This window comes from Pseudomonas sp. Q12-87, from assembly GCF_001269755.1.
Classification (GTDB): Bacteria; Pseudomonadota; Gammaproteobacteria; order Pseudomonadales; family Pseudomonadaceae; genus Aquipseudomonas; species Aquipseudomonas fluorescens_S.
The window spans coordinates 1-16,926 of sequence record NZ_LHVI01000030.1 but is presented as its reverse complement, the minus strand read 5'-3'; the positions used below and the strand labels follow the sequence as shown (position 1 = coordinate 16,926).

General features: G+C 60.9%; 17 protein-coding genes. 13 read left to right on the top strand and 4 right to left on the bottom strand.

All coding sequences use genetic code 11. The annotated features are described in order from the left end of the window. Window positions 1–47: 47 nt before the first annotated feature. From AD663_RS22865 to AD663_RS22850, 4 genes are read left to right on the top strand one after another with little or no spacing between them, the layout of a single operon-like run. Complete coding sequence (locus AD663_RS22865; RefSeq protein WP_053214594.1) at window positions 48–926, top strand: hemin ABC transporter substrate-binding protein; 879 nt, start codon at window positions 48–50, stop codon at window positions 924–926. A 50-nt stretch (window positions 927–976) separates the two neighbouring features. Continuing rightward, on the top strand, window positions 977–1,960 hold the full coding sequence (locus AD663_RS22860) for an iron ABC transporter permease (protein WP_172680632.1): 984 nt from the start codon (window positions 977–979) through the stop codon (window positions 1,958–1,960). Continuing rightward, window positions 1,960–2,727 carry a heme ABC transporter ATP-binding protein gene (locus AD663_RS22855; RefSeq protein ID WP_053214592.1) on the top strand — a complete coding sequence of 256 codons (768 nt, stop codon included), beginning with the start codon at window positions 1,960–1,962 and terminating at the stop codon, window positions 2,725–2,727. The genes AD663_RS22860 and AD663_RS22855 overlap by 1 nt, the downstream gene beginning before the upstream one ends. A 21-nt stretch (window positions 2,728–2,748) precedes the next feature. Next, complete coding sequence (locus AD663_RS22850; protein ID WP_053214591.1) at window positions 2,749–3,597, top strand: ChaN family lipoprotein; 849 nt, start codon at window positions 2,749–2,751, stop codon at window positions 3,595–3,597. Window positions 3,598–3,818: 221 nt separating this feature from the next. On the opposite strand, the gene AD663_RS22845 is transcribed toward AD663_RS22850, so the two are convergent. From AD663_RS22845 to AD663_RS22835, 3 genes are all read right to left on the bottom strand, one after another. Next, window positions 3,819–4,091, bottom strand: coding sequence for a TfoX/Sxy family protein (locus tag AD663_RS22845; protein ID WP_003185477.1), 273 nt, complete (start codon window positions 4,089–4,091; stop codon window positions 3,819–3,821). Between the two features lie 223 nt (window positions 4,092–4,314). Then, window positions 4,315–4,656: a pentapeptide repeat-containing protein gene (locus tag AD663_RS22840; protein ID WP_053214590.1), complete on the bottom strand. Its 342-nt coding sequence runs from the start codon at window positions 4,654–4,656 to the stop codon at window positions 4,315–4,317. Between the two features lie 92 nt (window positions 4,657–4,748). Further along, window positions 4,749–6,305 (bottom strand): bifunctional aminoglycoside phosphotransferase/ATP-binding protein, encoded by a 1,557-nt coding sequence (locus AD663_RS22835; RefSeq protein ID WP_053214589.1) that lies wholly within the window; start codon window positions 6,303–6,305, stop codon window positions 4,749–4,751. 128 nt (window positions 6,306–6,433) lie between these two features. Between AD663_RS22835 and mrcB the strand changes: the two genes are divergently transcribed. Genes mrcB through AD663_RS22820 form a run of 3 tightly spaced genes read left to right on the top strand, consistent with a single transcriptional unit; the run spans window position 6,434 to window position 9,823 of the window. Further along, a complete protein-coding gene (gene mrcB / locus AD663_RS22830; RefSeq protein ID WP_003185471.1) occupies window positions 6,434–8,752 on the top strand; it encodes a penicillin-binding protein 1B in 2,319 nt (772 codons plus the stop codon). 16 nt (window positions 8,753–8,768) lie between these two features. Further along, on the top strand, window positions 8,769–9,488 hold the full coding sequence (locus tag AD663_RS22825) for a hypothetical protein (protein WP_053214588.1): 720 nt from the start codon (window positions 8,769–8,771) through the stop codon (window positions 9,486–9,488). Further along, window positions 9,488–9,823, top strand: coding sequence for a YqcC family protein (locus AD663_RS22820; RefSeq protein ID WP_003185467.1), 336 nt, complete (start codon window positions 9,488–9,490; stop codon window positions 9,821–9,823). The genes AD663_RS22825 and AD663_RS22820 overlap by 1 nt, the downstream gene beginning before the upstream one ends. 18 nt (window positions 9,824–9,841) lie before the next feature. Here AD663_RS22820 and AD663_RS22815 read toward each other — a convergent pair whose 3' ends face one another. Beyond that, window positions 9,842–10,264, bottom strand: a complete 423-nt coding sequence (locus AD663_RS22815) for a DUF4124 domain-containing protein (protein WP_053214587.1) — start codon at window positions 10,262–10,264, stop codon at window positions 9,842–9,844. A 400-nt stretch (window positions 10,265–10,664) separates the two neighbouring features. Here AD663_RS22815 and AD663_RS22810 point away from each other — a divergent pair, with 400 nt between their 5' ends. The 6 genes from AD663_RS22810 (at window position 10,665) to msrQ (ending at window position 16,644) form a co-directional block, all read left to right on the top strand. Further along, a complete protein-coding gene (locus AD663_RS22810) occupies window positions 10,665–12,389 on the top strand; it encodes an acetolactate synthase 3 large subunit (RefSeq protein ID WP_003185461.1) in 1,725 nt (574 codons plus the stop codon). A 2-nt stretch (window positions 12,390–12,391) separates the two neighbouring features. Next, window positions 12,392–12,883 (top strand): acetolactate synthase small subunit, encoded by a 492-nt coding sequence (gene ilvN / locus AD663_RS22805; RefSeq protein ID WP_003176102.1) that lies wholly within the window; start codon window positions 12,392–12,394, stop codon window positions 12,881–12,883. Window positions 12,884–12,928: 45 nt separating this feature from the next. Then, a complete protein-coding gene (gene ilvC, locus AD663_RS22800) occupies window positions 12,929–13,945 on the top strand; it encodes a ketol-acid reductoisomerase (RefSeq protein ID WP_003185459.1) in 1,017 nt (338 codons plus the stop codon). Between the two features lie 144 nt (window positions 13,946–14,089). Then, window positions 14,090–14,935 (top strand): CDP-diacylglycerol--serine O-phosphatidyltransferase, encoded by an 846-nt coding sequence (gene pssA, locus AD663_RS22795; protein ID WP_003185457.1) that lies wholly within the window; start codon window positions 14,090–14,092, stop codon window positions 14,933–14,935. A gap of 75 nt (window positions 14,936–15,010) precedes the next feature. Further along, complete coding sequence (msrP, locus tag AD663_RS22790; RefSeq protein WP_003185455.1) at window positions 15,011–16,024, top strand: protein-methionine-sulfoxide reductase catalytic subunit MsrP; 1,014 nt, start codon at window positions 15,011–15,013, stop codon at window positions 16,022–16,024. Beyond that, window positions 16,024–16,644, top strand: coding sequence for a protein-methionine-sulfoxide reductase heme-binding subunit MsrQ (msrQ, locus tag AD663_RS22785; RefSeq protein WP_003185453.1), 621 nt, complete (start codon window positions 16,024–16,026; stop codon window positions 16,642–16,644). The genes msrP and msrQ overlap by 1 nt, the downstream gene beginning before the upstream one ends. Window positions 16,645–16,926: the final 282 nt, after the last annotated feature.

Sequence of the window (16,926 nt, the reverse complement as noted above, 5' to 3'; positions counted from 1 at the left end):
TTTGCCCTGGCCGATCCGGCGAAAAACTTCTTTGAGGAAGCTGGCTGATGCGCTTGAACATCCGCGTTGTTGCGCTCTGTGTCGCACTGTTGGTCTGTCAGGGGGCCACCGCGGCCGACTTGCCGCAGCGTTGGGTCAGCGCCGGTGGCGCCTTGTCGGAGTGGGTCAGTGCATTGGGGGGCGAGTCGAAACTGGTCGGCGTGGACACCACGAGCCAGCATCCCGAATCCTTGCGCACCCTGCCCAGCGTCGGTTATCAGCGACAATTATCCGCAGAAGGCGTGTTGAGCCTGCGTCCGCAGATCCTGGTGGGCACCGAGGAAATGGGGCCGCCACCCGTGCTGGCGCAGATTCGCAGCGCCGGTGTTCAGGTCGAACTGTTCTCGGCCACGCCGGACCTGCCGACCCTGCAAGGCAATTTGCATCACTTGGGTCAACTGCTGGGGGCCGAGGCGGAGGCGCAGCAGATGTTTGACAGTTACCAAAAACAACTCGCCCAGCAAAACGTCCGGGTGACCGAGGCCCAGCGCAAACAGGAGGCTCCAGGCGTATTGCTGCTGGTGGGCAGTTCCGGCGGCAAGCCACTGGTCGCTGGCAAGGGCACTTCCGCCGATTGGCTGTTGCAGCAGGCCGGTGGCCGCAACCTGGCGACCCATAGCGGCTATAAGCCCTTTTCCGTCGAAGCGTTGGCCGGCCTGGATCCCCAAGTATTGGTCTTTGCCGACCGTGCCCTGAGCGGTGAGCAAGCGCGCGCGGCGTTGTTCAAGGAAAACCCGATCCTGTCCTCGACCCGCGCCGCCAAGGACGGGCGGGTCATTGAACTGGACCCGACGCTGCTGGTAGGCGGACTGGGGCCGCGGTTACCGCAGAGCCTGGTGAAACTGACGGCAGGCTTCTATCCGGCCGCGTTGGCCATGGCGCCATGACCTCATTGGTCAAACCGCGCACCTTGTTCATCGGCCTGGGCCTGCTGTGTCTGCTGGCGACGTGGCTGTCCCTGGCGCTGGGGCCGGTGAGCTTGCCGCTGCTGGACACCCTGTGCGCCGCGTTGCGCCTGTTGGGCTTGCCGGTGGCCGCCGATGGTCTGGAGCAAGCCGAACTGATCGTTGGCCAGATCCGTTTGCCACGCACCTTGCTGGGCTTGGCGGTGGGCGGGGTGTTGGCGCTGTCCGGCGTGGCAATGCAGGGGCTGTTTCGCAACCCGTTGGCAGACCCGGGGCTGGTGGGCGTGTCCAGCGGCGCGGCACTGGGCGCGGCGTTTGCGATCGTGGGCGGTTCGGCACTGGGCGGTCTGCCCGACGCGGTCGGTCCCTATGTATTGTCGTTATGTGCGTTTCTCGGTGGTCTTGGGGTCACGGCGCTGGTCTACCGTCTCGGTCGACGTAATGGCCAGACCCACGTCGCGACCATGCTCCTGGCCGGTATCGCCCTGACTGCACTGTCCGGTTCGGCAGTGGGCCTGTTCACCTACCTGGCGGATGACGCGACCCTGCGCACCCTGACGTTCTGGAATCTTGGCAGTCTCAACGGTGCCAGCTATGCGCGGTTGTGGCCGCTGTTGCTGGTCAGCGCCGGCGTGGCGCTGTGGTTGCCGCGTCGGGCCCGGGCGCTCAACGCGCTGTTGCTGGGTGAGTCCGAGGCCGCCCACCTGGGCATCGACGTCGAACGGCTCAAGCGTGAATTGGTGTTCTGCACAGCCTTGGGCGTTGGGGCGGCGGTGGCGGCGGCCGGCATGATCGGTTTCGTCGGATTGGTGGTGCCGCATCTGGTGCGACTGATGGCCGGTCCCGATCATCGCGTGTTGCTGCCGGCCTCCGTGCTGGCGGGGGCTAGCCTGTTGCTGTTCGCTGACCTGGTGGCACGCCTCGCGCTGGCTCCGGCGGAATTGCCGATTGGCATTGTCACGGCCTTCATCGGCGCGCCGTTCTTCCTCTACTTGTTGCTGCGAGGACGCACCTGATGTTGCGAGCGCAGAACCTGCACATTCACCGGGGCCGGAAAACCGTGTTGGCGGACATCGATCTGGCGCTCAGTCCCGGCGAAGTACTCGGGGTGCTCGGTCCCAACGGTGCCGGTAAAAGTACCCTGCTGGCGGGCCTGTGCGGGCAGATGCCTGCGGCCCAGGGACAGGTCTGGCTCGATGACCGGCCACTGGCGCAATGGGACGCTGCCGAGCGCGCCCGTCGCCTGGCGGTCTTGCCACAATCTTCGACGCTGGATTTTGCCTTCCGTGTCGAGGAGGTCGTCGGCATGGGCCGCCTGCCTCACCACAGTGGCCGTGTGCGCGACGAGCAAATCGTCGCTGCCGCGCTGCAAGCCGCCGATGCGGCGCACCTGCACGGGCGCAGCTACCTGGCGTTGTCCGGCGGTGAACGCCAGCGGGTGCACCTGGCCCGGGTGCTGGCGCAGTTGTGGCCGGGTGAGGCGGGGCAGACCTTGCTGTTGGACGAGCCGACGTCGATGCTCGATCCGCTGCATCAACACACTATTTTGCAGGCGGTGCGCGAGTTTGCGGATCGTGGCGCTGCGGTGCTGGTCATCCTGCATGACCTGAACCTGGCGGCGCGTTACTGTGATCGCCTGTTGCTGCTCGCATCCGGTCGGCCGGTGGCCCTGGACACGCCTCGGCACGTGCTGCGCCCGGAGCCGCTCAAGGCGGTGTTTGGCCTCGACGTGCTGGTGCAAGACCATCCGGAGCGCGGGCATCCATTGATCATTGCCCGCTGAGGGTTTCGTGAGGATGTAGACGTGCGCCTGATCCTGATCCTGGCATTGAGTGTGCTGACGGCCTGTCAGAGCGTTGCGCCGCCTCCGTTGGCCGGACGAATTCGTGGCATGCATAGTGGCCAGGCGATGACGCCCCAGGCGTTGGTCGAGCGCTTGGCGAAGGCGCCTCGGACCGTGATAGGCGAGCAACACGACAATCCGGATCATCATGTGCTGCAGGCCTGGTTGCTGCGAGCGCTCGCCGGGCAGCGGCCCCAGGGTAGCTTGCTGCTGGAAATGCTGACGCCCTCCCAACAGGCCCGGGTCGACGCGGTCCGCCGGTCCCCTGTGCTGCCGGACGACCTGGCCGGTGCCCTGGGCTGGTCGCCGGGCTGGGACTGGCGCTTGTATGGACCTGTCGTCAAGTTTGCCTTGGCCCAAGGCTACCCGGTGCTGGCCGCCAATCTGGACGTTGCCGAGATCCAGCGTTTCTATCGGCAACCGCCGACCCTGACGGGTAGCCACTCCACTGCAGCCAACATGCAGGAGCTGCTGTTGGGGCAGATCCGTGAGTCCCACTGCGGTCTGTTACCCGAATCCCAGATGCCAGCGATGCTGGCCGTGCAGCAACAGCGGGATCGGCGCATGGCCGAGCGTCTGTTGCAGGCGCCAACGCCTGCGTTGTTGTTGGTCGGCGCCTGGCATGGCCGCAAGGATGTCGGTGTGCCGCTGCATATATCGGATCTGGCAGCCGACGAAAGGCCGGTGGTCCTGTTGCTGGCCGAAGAGGGCAGCGAGGTGACCTCGGCGATGGCGGATTACGTCTGGTACACGCCAGCCAGGCCGCCGCAGGATTATTGCGCGCAAATGCGTGAACAGACCGGGACATGATTTACAGCAAGCAAAAAAAGACCCGGCAAGAGCCGGGTCAAATAACCGTGATTAGCCTGATGAGGAGATATCTGAGAGTCCGAACCAAGGGCTGTTCAAATATCGACCAGTCTCGCGACCGGATGTGGTAATCATAGCGATTCTCATTACCATGTCAAACATTGTTTTTGCGATGAGTCGAATATTTCGCGGCGGCGCTGGGCGTCGTGCAGGAAATGCCCTCAGGCCTTGTGACGCGCCGAAATAGCGTCCAGCTGTTGGTTCAGGGCTTCTTTGCGTTCGGGGGGAATATCGTTCCAGTGCACGTCCATCAACGCGCCTTCAATCGCGTACAGCAATACCTTGGAGGCCCGGAAGCCGCGAGTACGCACGGCGCGATAGGCGTCCACCGCGCCAAGCCGGCGCAAGTCCGAGGCGCTGTGGATGCCCACGGCATGCAACCATTGGGCTGAGGTCTTGCCCAGGTTTTTCAGGTGTTGCAGTTCATCATTCATCGAGCCTCCTTGCGACGGCCGACTGGTGCAGTGGGCAAGCTTCTGAGCAGTGTAGCGTTCAGTAGGAAAAGCGTGATTGTTTGGCGGGATTCGGCGCAAAAGCTTCTAAGGCATTACGCACGATGAGGCGAAGATAGTCGGCAAGGTCCATCATCCAGCGCGGGCGGGGGCGCTGGAGATCTGTTCGGGTGCGGCCAGCAGGTCGTTGCCTGCGCGGCGAGTGTCAGCGGGTGCGGTAGCGCAGTCGCGTGCCGAAGTTCATCGACATGAGGATTTCGTCGGCGGACAGCTCGGCAGGAAAGTAGGCGCCGGAGATCTGCGCATGGGCCAGGCTCGCGCCTTCCAATGAGGACTTGCGAAAATCGATGCCGCGCAGATCGGCGGAGCGGAAGTAGGCGTCACTGAAATCGACGTCGTCGGCGTTCAGCTCGCGCAGATCAAGGCCACGGAAATCGCCGCCGCGCATGTCGATCGGGCCTTGAGGGCGTTCCTTGTTGAAGCCGGCGATATCGTCTTTGCGCAGCAAGGCATAAAGCGGGGTGTTGAGAAGCTTGGGAAGGCTCATTTCATATCACCTGTTGGTTTTATGGCGCCAGTATAGTGCCACCACCTGGCGGCCGTGAAGCCGGTGCATCGCTCCACGGCCTAAATAGTTATCTACAGGCCTGGCAGCCGTTGGCGAATTTGCGCGACCACGATATCGAGCGTGCCGCTCTCATTGGTTTGGACCCTTTTGCTGCACAGGATTTCCGTCGGCGTCAGGGCTTCGCGGCTGGCCTGCTGCGCTGCGATGATGGCCAAGTTGGCATCGGACGGATCGTTCCGGTCCGCTTGGCGCTGGGCCAGCCAGGTCTCGATCACGGCTTGGGGCGCGTTGCAATCGAGGATCAGGAATGGAGCGCCCGTGGCTTCGGCGATCTTCGCCGCTGAGTCGCGTTGGTCGCGCTTGAGGTAGGTGGCATCGATCACGACCGGGAACCCGGCGCGCAGGATCACGTCGGCAATTTCGTGCAGGCGGGCATAGGTGGTATTGCTGGCGTCGCTGCTATAAATGCCGGCTTGTGGATCGTTTGGCACCTGTTGCTCACCGAACAGGCGCTTGCGCTCGACGTCCGACCGCAGGCGAATCGCGCCCAACGCTTCTACCAGGCGCATCGCGACGTGGCTTTTCCCTACGGCCGAAACACCATGGGTGATGGCCAGGAATCGCGACGGTATGGTGCTGTAGCTTTCGGCCAGGTTGGCGTAGTTGCGGTATTGGCGCAGGGTCGTGGCGCGCTGCACCGGATCGGCTTCGGCCGGCATGCTGAACAGCGCGACCTTGGCCCGGACGAGCGCACGGTAGGCTTTGTAGAAATTCAGCAATTGCAGGCCCTGATAGTCACCGGTCAGTTCCAGGTATTGGCTGACAAAACGTCGGGCCAGCGACTTGAGGCCGCGGTCCTCGAGGTCCATCGCCAGGAATGCAGTGTCGGCGTAGACGTCGGTGAAGCGGAACGGTTCGTTGAACTCGATGCAGTCGAAAATCACCACCTTGCCGTCGATCACGGTGGCGTTGCCCAGGTGGATGTCGCCGTGGCATTCGCGGATGAAGCCTTCGGCCTTGCGCTGAGCGAACAGTGGCTGGAGGCGTTCGAAGCTGCTTTCGGCCCAGGCTTGCAGCGCTTCGAGTTGCAACAGGTCAGCCTTGTCGCTGAGGAACGGGCGGATCTGTTCGAAGTTCTGCAGCACCGGCGCCATTACGCTGGTCGGAGTGCCTGCGTCATTTTCGGCGGGTACTTTTGGCGTGGAAAGATGGAACTGGGCGATCTGCGCGGCCATCTCGTCGACGTGTGCGGTGGTCAGCTCACCGTTGGCCTGCAGGGTGCTGAGCAGTTGGCTCTGCGGGAATTGGCGCATCTTGAGGGCGTATTCGATGGCCGGGCCGTCGCCACCCAGCAGGGGCGCTTCGGCGCTGCCGGTGATCGGCAGCACTTCCAGGTACAGATCCTGGGTCAGGCGCTGGTTCAGGCGCAACTCTTCGCCACAAAAGTGCTCGCGTGCCTGGAGGGTGGTGAAGTCGAGGAAGCCGAAATTCATCGGTTTTTTCAATTTGTAGGCGTAGGGCCCGGTGAGCAATACCCAGGAAATGTGCGTTTCGATGACCTGGAACCCTTCGACGGGATGTGGGTAAAGGGCCGGGTTTTGCAGGGCGGCGATCAGGGACTGGCTCACGGGCGATCCTTCAGAGTCTGGAAAATTCGAGGCCGTCATTATGGCGGCAAGCCGCGCTAACGCAAACCGGATGGCCCGTGTAGCAGGGCTCATGTTGAACCGCAGCAAAGTGCGTATAATCCGCCGCCATGACTCGTACCCGATCCCCCCGTACCCCCAAGAAACCACCCGCCAGCCGCCTCCGGCCCTGGCTGGGCTGGGCCCTTAAACTCAGCCTGGTTGGCCTTGTCGTGCTCGCCGGTTTTGCGGTCTATCTCGATGCCGTGGTCCAGGAAAAGTTCTCCGGCAAGCGCTGGACCATTCCGGCCAAGGTCTATGCCCGGCCGTTGGAACTGTTCGTCGGACAAAAGCTGAGCCGGGACGACTTCCTGACTGAACTCGATGCCCTGGGCTATCGCCGCGAAAGCGTGGCCAACGGCCCGGGTGCGGCCTCGGTCAACGGCAATACCGTTGACCTCAATACCCGTGGCTTCCAGTTTTATGAAGGCATGGAGCAGGCGCAGGCCGTGCGGGTGCGTTTTTCCGGCGACTACGTGGCGGCATTGACCGGCGCCAACAACGCGAGCCTGTCGGTGGTGCGCCTCGAGCCGCTGCTGATCGGTGGCCTGTACCCCAAGAACCTCGAAGACCGGATCCTGATCAAGATCGACCAGGTTCCGCCGTACCTGCTCGATACCCTGATCGCCGTCGAAGACCGCGACTTCTACCATCACTTCGGCGTCTCGCCCAAGTCGATTGCCCGGGCGGTCTGGGTCAACACCTCCTCGGGCCATATGCGCCAGGGCGGTAGTACCCTGACGCAACAACTGGTCAAGAACTTCTACCTGACCAACGAGCGCAGCCTTACGCGCAAGCTCACCGAAGCCATGATGGCGCTGTTGCTGGAGCTGCACTACGACAAGCGGGAAATCCTCGAGGCGTACCTCAACGAGGTCTTCATTGGCCAGGACGGTCAGCGGGCGGTGCACGGTTTCGGCCTGGCCAGCCAGTTCTTCTTCAGCCAACCGTTGTCCGAGCTCAAGCTGCACCAAGTGGCCTTGCTGGTGGGCATGGTCAAGGGACCGTCTTCTTATAACCCGCGTCGCAATCCAGAGCGCGCCCTCGAACGGCGCAACTTGGTACTGGACCTGCTTCAACAACAAGGGGTCGCGACGGCCGAGCAAGTCGAGGCGGCGAAAAAGATGCCGCTGGGCGTGACCAAGCGCGGCAGCCTGGCGGACAGCTCTTTCCCTGGTTTCATGGACCTGGTCAAGCGTCAGTTGCGAGAAGACTATCGCGACGAAGACTTGACCGAAGAAGGCTTGCGCATCTTCACCAGTTTCGACCCGATCCTGCAGATGAAGGCCGAAGCCTCGGTCGAGGATACCTTCAAGCGGCTGGGCGGGCGCAAAGGCGCCGAGGACGTCGAAGCCGCCATGGTGGTGACCAATCCGGAAACCGGTGAAGTCCAGGCCATGATCGGCAGTCGCCAGGCCAGCTTTGCCGGTTTCAACCGGGCCCTGGATGCGGTACGCCCGATCGGCTCGCTGATCAAGCCGGCGGTGTACCTCACCGCCCTGGAAAAACCGAGCCAGTACACCCTTACAAGCTGGCTGTCGGACGAGACGTTCTCGGTCAAGGGCGCGGATGGCCAGGTCTGGAAACCGCAAAACTATGACCGCCGTTCCCACGGTACGGTATTCCTTTATCAGGGGCTGGCGCATTCCTACAACCTGTCGACCGCTCGCCTCGGACTGGAAGTCGGGGTGCCAAACGTACTCAAGACGGTGGCGCGCCTGGGTGTCAGCCGCGAGTTGCCGGCGTTCCCGTCGATGCTGCTCGGTGCCGGTGGCCTTACGCCAATCGAAGTCGCGGCGATGTACCAGACGCTGGCCAACGGCGGTTTCAATACGCCGATGCGCGGGATCCGTAGTGTGCTGACCGCCGATGGCGAGCCGCTCAAGCGTTACCCGTTCCAGATCCAGCAGCGTTTCGATCCGGCTTCCATTTATCTGATCCAGAACGCCATGCAGCGAGTCATGCGTGAAGGCACCGGCAGCTCGGTCTATAACGTGCTGCCGCGGACCCTGACCCTGGCCGGCAAGACCGGTACCAGCAACGATTCGCGTGACAGTTGGTTCGCCGGTTTCAGCCAGGATCTGCTGGCGGTGGTCTGGCTTGGCCGTGACGACAACGGCAAGACTCCATTCACCGGTGCGACTGGCGCGTTGCAGGTCTGGACCAGTTTCATGCGCAAGGCCGATCCGTTGCCGCTGGACATGCCGCAACCGGACAACATCGTCCAGGCCTGGGTCGATTCGCGTACTGGACAGGGCTCCGATGCCAATTGCCCGGGGGCGGTGCAGATGCCGTATATTCGCGGCAGCGAGCCACCGCCCGGCGCAGGCTGCGGTACTCAGAATCCCGCCGAATCGGTGATGGATTGGGTCAAGGACTGGATGAATTAAGCAAAGAGGGTTTCAAGTGAACAAGTGGTTGATTCCAGCGGTAACGGCCGTAGCTTTGCTCAGTGGTTGCTCTACCGTACAGCGCGGTTCGATTCCGGTCGTTGACTCCGGCACCGCTGTTTCCAACAGCGAGCGGATCTCGGCCAATGGCGGTTTCCGCCAGACGACGGTGAAGCGCCCGGCACAAGGCCAGACCCAGGCAATCCCGCAGGGCGACTCCGGTGTCGTCGTGATGGTGCCCGGCGGTGGTGCAACGACTTCGGCACCGATCAGCAGCACGCCGATCACGCCCGGTCCCATCACGCCGGGGCCGATCGAAACTTCGCCGATCGACCAGGGCAGCTACAGCATGCCTTCGACATCCGGCAGCATCCCGTCGGCCGGTTCGGGCGGCTTGTCCGCCGATGAGCAACTGGACGGCCCGGTACTCGCCCTGCTGACCACTGCGCAGCAGCAGCAAGCCGGCGGTGACCTCAACGGAGCGTCTTCGAGCCTGGAGCGGGCCCAGCGCGTCGCTCCTCGCGAACCCCAGGTGCTTTACCGCCTGGCGCAGGTGCGCATGGCCCAGGGCGATGCCCCGCAAGCCGAACAGCTTGCCCGGCGTGGCCTGACCTTCACCAGCGGTCGTCCGGCACTCCAGGCCAGCCTGTGGGAGTTGATTGCCCAGGCCCGTGAGAAACAAGGTGATTCCGCCGGCGCGGCACTGGCGCGCCAGAAAGCCAAGGTCTCGCTCTGATGGATACGCGTTTTCCGCGCATCGCCGACCAATTGCTGCTTATTGAGCGGGAATTGCGGGTGCAGGGTTGGTGGAGCGATGTTTCGCCGTCACCCGAAGCGCTGGCCAGTGTCGAACCGTTCGCGGTCGACACCCTGGACTTCGAACAGTGGTTGCAGTGGATTTTTCTGCCACGGATGAAAGCCATCCTCGAGCAGGATCTACCCTTGCCGAACGCGTCCGGGATTCAGGAAATGGCCGAAATGGTCTTTGCTGCCCGCGATGTGCAGGGCAGGGATCGGCAATTGCAGGTTCTGCTCAAAGAGTTTGACCTGCTGATCACCGCCTCCCGCTGAACCGCCACTGCCAGTGTTCTACTGGCAGTTCTCGGCAATCTGTCTCTGTGACTCGGTGATGCGGTCCTTGCGCTGTTCTTCGGTCAAGCGCCGCATTTCGCCGTCCACGTCCTCGCGTACCCTCGGGTTGTTTTGCAGTTGTGCCAGGTTGGTCCTGGCCTGCTCGCAGAACACCTTGAGCTGGGCTTGCTGTTCGGCAACCTGTTTCCTGACTTGTCGATCGATGGCTTTCTGATCGCCAATGACGCCACCGGACGGGGGCGCTGGCGGCTTGGTGGCTGACGGGGCGGACTTGATCACCGTCGTGGCTTCTGCGTCCTGGGGCGGCTGGGCGCCGAAATGGGTCACGCCTTGGGCATCCACCCATTTATAGACCTGACCGGCCATGCACATTGGGCTCAGGCCAACCAGCAGGCTGGCCGTCAAGAAGAACATTCGCATGCTGTTTCCTTGTCGTGGGTTGCGCAATTGAAGCTAACACAGTTGCCGTTTAAAGGTTTTTTCTTGCGTTCTCATGCGCTTACTTCGAATAAAGCACATAGACGACTTGACTTGAAGGAAGCGAAACAGAAGAATCCAAAGTCCGCTGTAGAGGGACTGCCAGAAGCAGACCCACTCGGCAGATCATGAGGCGCACATCCGCGCCGACCTGTTACACCCGCAACGCGTTACCTCGCGCTGGGTGGGAAAGGCCCGCAACACTTGGGACGATCCCAATACTTGCTCAGTCAGTGCTGACGTAGTCGGCGACCACCGTCGCTCATGCTCTGCCGAGAAGTAAACCTATTAAGACCCGTCCCCTTGTGTGGGTCGGTATTCTGGCGTTTTAGAGGTGAACAACGTGGAGCTTTTATCTGGCGGTGAGATGCTCGTCCGCTTTTTGCGTGACGAAGGCGTCAAATATATCTACGGGTACCCCGGTGGTGCTCTTCTTCATGTCTATGATGCCCTGTTCAAAGAACCGGAAGTGACCCACATCCTGGTTCGTCACGAGCAGGCGGCGACCCACATGGCCGACGGCTATGCCCGCGCCACCGGCAAGGCCGGCGTGGTATTGGTGACTTCCGGGCCTGGCGCCACGAACGCCATCACCGGTATCGCCACCGCGTACATGGACTCCATCCCGATGGTGATCATTTCCGGCCAGGTGCCCAGCACCATGGTCGGCACCGATGCGTTCCAGGAAACCGACATGATCGGTATCTCCCGGCCGATCGTGAAGCACAGCTTCATGATCAAGCACGCGTCGGAAATCCCGGAAGTCATGAAGAAGGCTTTCTACCTGGCTGAGTCCGGTCGTCCGGGCCCGGTCGTGGTCGATGTCCCGAAAGACATGACCAACCCGGCCGAGAAGTTCGAATACGTCTTCCCGAAAAAAGCCAAGCTGCGTTCCTACAGCCCGGCCGTACGCGGTCACTCCGGGCAAATCCGCAAGGCAGCTGAAATGCTGTTGGCGGCCAAGCGTCCGGTGTTGTACTCGGGGGGCGGCGTGATCCTGGGCAATGGCTCCGCGCCGTTGACCGAACTGGCGAAAATGCTCAACTTGCCGGTCACCAATACCCTGATGGGCCTGGGCGCCTACCCGGGCTCCGACCGTCAGTTCATCGGCATGCTCGGCATGCACGGCAGCTACACCGCCAACCTGGCGATGCACCACGCCGATGTGATCCTGGCCGTCGGCGCGCGCTTCGACGACCGTGTCATCAACGGTGCGGCAAAGTTCTGCCCGAATGCCAAGATCATCCACATCGACATCGACCCCGCGTCCATCTCCAAGACCATCAAGGCAGACGTGCCAATTGTCGGTCCTGTAGAGAGCGTGCTGACCGAAATGGTCGCCATCCTCAAGGAAATCGGCGAGACCCCTAATAAGGAGTCCGTGGCCAGTTGGTGGAAGCAAGTCGATGAATGGCGCGGCGATCGCGGCCTGTTTCCTTATGACAAGGGCGACGGCAGCGTGATCAAACCGCAGACGGTGATCGAGACCCTGTGCGAAGTGACCAAGGGCGATGCCTTTGTGACTTCCGATGTGGGTCAGCACCAGATGTTTGCTGCGCAATACTACAAGTTCGACAAGCCCAACCGCTGGATCAACTCCGGTGGCCTGGGCACCATGGGCTTCGGTTTTCCGGCGGCCATGGGCATCAAGTTGAGCTTCCCGGAAGCTGACGTTGCCTGCGTCACGGGCGAGGGCAGCATCCAGATGAACATCCAGGAGCTGTCCACCTGCCTGCAGTACGGCCTGCCGGTGAAGATCGTGATCCTGAACAACGGTGTGCTGGGCATGGTTCGCCAGTGGCAGGACATGAGCTATGGTAGCCGTCACTCGCATTCCTACATGGAATCGCTGCCTGATTTCGTCAAGCTGGCGGAGGCTTATGGTCACGTCGGCGTGCGCATCACCGAATCGAAGGATTTGAAGTCGAAGATGGAGGAAGCGTTCGCCATGAAGGATCGCCTGGTGGTGATCGATATTGCGGTCGACACCAGCGAGCACGTCTATCCGATGCAGATCAAAGACGGCTCCATGCGCGATATGTGGCTGAGCAAGACGGAGCGTACCTAATCATGCGACACATTATTTCCTTGCTTCTGGAAAACGAACCGGGTGCCCTGTCTCGCGTAGTGGGCCTGTTCTCGCAGCGCAACTACAACATCGAAAGCCTGACCGTGGCGCCAACCGAAGATCCGACGTTGTCGCGTCTGACGCTGACCACCGTGGGCCATGATGAAGTCATCGAGCAGATCACCAAAAACCTGAACAAGCTGATCGAGGTGGTCAAGCTGGTGGATCTGTCGGAAAGCGCTCACATCGAGCGCGAGCTGATGCTGGTCAAGGTCAAGGCCACCGGCGCCCAGCGCGCCGAGATCAAACGCACTACCGATATTTATCGTGGGCAGATCGTCGATGTCAGCGCCAGCGTCTATACCGTTCAGTTGACCGGTACCAGCGACAAGCTCGACAGCTTCATTCAATCGATCGGCACTGCCTCGATTCTGGAAACCGTACGCAGTGGCGTCACCGGGATTGCCCGGGGCGACAAAGTACTGAGCATCTAAACCAAATTAGCGAATGGCCTGAATGGCCGGATAGAGAGGAAATTCATGAAAGTTTTCTACGATAAAGATTGCGACCTGTCGATCATCCAAGGCAAGAAAGTCGCCATCATCGGTTACGGCTCCCAGGGTCACGCCCAGGCCTGCAACCTGAAAGACTCCGGCGTTGACGTGACCGTCGGCCTGCGTAAAGGCTCGGCCACCGTTGCCAAGGCCGAGGCCCACGGCCTGAAAGTTACCGACGTGGCTTCCGCTGTTGCCGCAGCCGACCTGGTCATGATCCTGACCCCGGACGAGTTCCAGTCTGCGCTGTACAAGAACGAAATCGAGCCGAACATCAAGAAAGGCGCCACCCTGGCCTTCTCCCACGGCTTCGCGATTCACTACAACCAGGTTGTACCGCGTGCCGACCTCGACGTGATCATGATCGCGCCGAAAGCCCCGGGCCACACCGTGCGTTCCGAGTTCGTGAAAGGCGGCGGTATCCCTGACCTGATCGCGATCTACCAGGATGCGTCCGGCAATGCCAAGAACGTTGCCCTGTCCTACGCTGCTGGTGTTGGCGGCGGTCGTACCGGCATCATCGAAACCACCTTCAAGGACGAGACCGAAACCGACCTGTTCGGCGAGCAAGCCGTTCTGTGCGGCGGTACCGTCGAGCTGGTGAAAGCCGGTTTCGAAACCCTGGTTGAAGCAGGCTACGCGCCAGAAATGGCTTACTTCGAATGCCTGCACGAACTGAAGCTGATCGTTGACCTCATGTACGAAGGCGGTATCGCCAACATGAACTACTCGATCTCCAACAACGCCGAATACGGCGAGTACGTGACCGGCCCGGAAGTCATCAACGCCGAATCCCGCCAGGCCATGCGCAACGCCCTGAAACGTATTCAGGACGGTGAATACGCCAAGATGTTCATCAGCGAAGGTGCTACCGGCTATCCTTCGATGACCGCCAAGCGTCGCAACAACGCCGCTCACGGTATCGAAATCATCGGCGAGCAACTGCGCTCGATGATGCCGTGGATCGGTGCCAACAAGATCGTCGACAAAGCCAAGAACTAAGTCGCGAGCTTGATCGAAAAACGCGGCCCTGGCCGCGTTTTTTCGTTTGGGCGATGGCTTCTGGTATAAAGCTGCATCGTTTGCGGCCGAACCGTCGTCCCAGACATCTGTCGAATTTTTTCACACCGTTGCAAGGTACTGTCCATGAGCGAACGTCCCGACGAGCCAAACCAGGCTCCTGACGCCGAAAGCCTGCTGCCCATCGATGAACACGTCGAAGAAGGCCATGACGCTGAAGGCCGTAAGGTCCGGCATCGTGGCATCTATCTGCTGCCGAACCTGTTCACCACCGCGAACCTGTTCGCCGGTTTCTATTCCATCATCAACTCCATGAGTGCCCAGGCCGCGTTGAGCGCCGGTGATAGCGCGGGGGCGAGTCGCTATTTTGCCTTCGCTGCCATTGCGATCTTTGTCGCCATGGTGCTCGACGGTCTGGACGGGCGTGTGGCCCGCATGACCAATACCCAAAGTGCGTTCGGCGCTGAATATGATTCGCTGTCCGACATGGTCGCCTTCGGTGTGGCCCCTGCCTTGCTGGCGTTCGGCTGGGCACTGGGAGACATGGGCAAGGTCGGCTGGATGGTTGCCTTCATTTATGTGGCGGGTGCTGCGTTGCGCCTGGCGCGTTTCAACACGCAAGTGGGCAAGGCTGACAAGCGCTACTTCATCGGCCTGGCCAGTCCGGCGGCGGCGGGTGTTGTGGCGGGTGTCGTCTGGGCATTCAGCGACTACGGCATCCAGGGTTCGAAGATGTCGTTCCTGGTGGCATTGCTGGTCGCAGCCGCGGGGATGCTGATGGTCAGCAACATCAAGTACAACAGCTTCAAAGAGCTGGACCTGAAGGGGCGCGTCCCGTTCGTTGCGATTCTGGCGGTGGTGCTGGTGTTCGCGGTGGTCTTCAGTGATCCGCCGCGTATCCTGCTGCTGGTGTTCCTTGCTTATGCCGCTTCCGGGCCGGTGCAATATTTACTGCGTCTTCGCCGACACTAAACGTTGCCTTAATGTAATTTCGCCCATACTCCGCAGTCTATTGGTGCACCTGCCTTCCAATACTGCGGAGTTGTCATGCTGATCAAGACCCCCAAGACGTCCGACTGCCGTGAATCGGACGTCACGCCAGAATCCCTTTACCTCTCCCGTCGTCAAATGCTGGGCGCCACCATGGCCGGCCTCGCCGTGAGCAGCTTGCCACAATGGGCCAATGCTGCCGATGCGGCGCGTTATGCCGATGTCGAGCCGGGCAAGGCGCCGTCCTGGTTTGCCGAGAAGCTGCCTTCTACCCGATGGGGAGCAGTGACCGTCAAGGACGAGTCCATTACCCCGTTCAAGGACGCCACTCATTACAACAACTTTTATGAGTTCGGCACCGACAAGGGTGATCCGGCAGCCAATGCCGGATCTTTGAAAACCGAGCCTTGGAGTGTGGTCGTGGACGGGGAGGTGGGTAAGCCGGGGCGCTATGGGTTGGAAGACTTCATGAAGCCTTATCAGATGGAGGAGCGGATTTACCGACTGCGCTGTGTCGAGGCCTGGTCGATGGTCATTCCCTGGATCGGTTTTCCAATCTCCGCATTGCTCAAACAAGTCGAGCCGACTTCCAAGGCTAAGTACATTCGCTTCGAAACCTTGCAGGATCCCAAGGTCATGCCTGGGCAGCGCTCCGGTTTCGCCTTGATCGATTGGCCTTATGTCGAGGGCTTGCGGTTGGATGAAGCGATGAATCCGTTGGCGATTCTGGCGGTAGGCATGTACGGGCGGGAGCTGGCTAACCAGAACGGCGCGCCGTTGCGGCTGGTGGTGCCGTGGAAGTACGGTTTCAAAAGCGTGAAGTCCATTGTGCGCATCAGCTTGGTCAGCGAGCAGCCGAAGACCACCTGGCAGAGTATTGCGTCCGATGAATACGGCTTCTATGCCAACGTCAATCCCACGGTCGATCACCCACGCTGGACCCAAGCCCATGAGCGGCGTCTGCCGAGTGGCCTGTTCAGTCCCAATGTGCGCGATACGCTGATGTTCAACGGCTATCAAGATGAAGTGGCGTCTTTATATGCAGGGATGGACCTGAGGAAGGATTACTGATGCGTTTTCCAGCGTGGCGGATCAGCGTTTTCGTTGCGGCGGCGCTCTGGCCGCTGCTCTGGCTCTACGAGGCGTTAGTGAACTCGTTGGGTCCCGACCCGGGCAAGGTGCTGGTGGATCGGCTCGGGCTGGGAACGCTGGTGTTGCTATTGATTACGTTGAGCATGACGCCCTTGCAGAAATTGACGGGGTGGGCGGGGTGGATTGCCGTCAGACGGCAGCTGGGGTTGTGGTGTTTTGCCTACGTGGTGATGCATCTGAGTGGATATGCGGCTTTTATCTTGGGCTTCGACTGGTCGCAGTTGGGTGTCGAACTCAGCAAGCGGCCTTACATTATTGTCGGGGCGGTTGGGTTCCTCGGTTTGTTGGCTCTGGCGGTTACCTCCAATCGCTACAGTCAGCGGCGTCTTGGTGTGCGCTGGAAGAAGTTGCACCGCGTGGTTTATCTGATTCTGGGGCTTGGGTTGCTGCATATGCTCTGGATTGTTCGGGCGGATCTGAAGGAATGGTCGATCTACGCCTTTATAGGGGCCGTTCTGTTGATGCTCAGGATCCCACCGCTTATGCGCCGAATCCCGCGTTTGTTGGGACGGAAGGTCTCGACTGCAACAAAAGCGTAATTAAGGGTTGACGGCAAAATCCAGACGTCTATAATTCGCCCCACTTCCGGCGCAGTCGAAACGGAAAACTCCTTGAGATTCAACGAGTTAAGTAGGTTTCGAAGGTGCAGGGCTTCAGTTCATCGAGGTCCGGAAGGAGTTGATGGGGCGGTGTTGTAAGGCTCTGTTGACGATTCGATCTTCTCGGTCGAAAGCGGTGAAAAAGAGGTGTTGACAGCAGCGAGTAACGCTGTAGAATTCGCCTCCCGCTAACGAGAGATCGGAAGCGCAAGTGGTTGAAGT

Excerpts from the sequence above, each read along its gene's own strand:
- AD663_RS22865 (WP_053214594.1), top strand. The coding sequence starts at position 48 with ATGCGCTTGAACATCCGCGTTGTTGCGCTCTGTGTCGCACTGTTGGTC.
- AD663_RS22855 (WP_053214592.1), top strand. The coding sequence starts at position 1,960 with ATGTTGCGAGCGCAGAACCTGCACATTCACCGGGGCCGGAAAACCGTG.
- AD663_RS22845 (WP_003185477.1), bottom strand. The coding sequence starts at position 4,091 with ATGAATGATGAACTGCAACACCTGAAAAACCTGGGCAAGACCTCAGCC.
- AD663_RS22840 (WP_053214590.1), bottom strand. The coding sequence starts at position 4,656 with ATGAGCCTTCCCAAGCTTCTCAACACCCCGCTTTATGCCTTGCTGCGC.
- mrcB (WP_003185471.1), top strand. The coding sequence starts at position 6,434 with ATGACTCGTACCCGATCCCCCCGTACCCCCAAGAAACCACCCGCCAGC.
- AD663_RS22820 (WP_003185467.1), top strand. The coding sequence starts at position 9,488 with ATGGATACGCGTTTTCCGCGCATCGCCGACCAATTGCTGCTTATTGAG.
- AD663_RS22815 (WP_053214587.1), bottom strand. The coding sequence starts at position 10,264 with ATGCGAATGTTCTTCTTGACGGCCAGCCTGCTGGTTGGCCTGAGCCCA.
- ilvN (WP_003176102.1), top strand. The coding sequence starts at position 12,392 with ATGCGACACATTATTTCCTTGCTTCTGGAAAACGAACCGGGTGCCCTG.
- ilvC (WP_003185459.1), top strand. The coding sequence starts at position 12,929 with ATGAAAGTTTTCTACGATAAAGATTGCGACCTGTCGATCATCCAAGGC.
- pssA (WP_003185457.1), top strand. The coding sequence starts at position 14,090 with ATGAGCGAACGTCCCGACGAGCCAAACCAGGCTCCTGACGCCGAAAGC.
- msrP (WP_003185455.1), top strand. The coding sequence starts at position 15,011 with ATGCTGATCAAGACCCCCAAGACGTCCGACTGCCGTGAATCGGACGTC.
- msrQ (WP_003185453.1), top strand. The coding sequence starts at position 16,024 with ATGCGTTTTCCAGCGTGGCGGATCAGCGTTTTCGTTGCGGCGGCGCTC.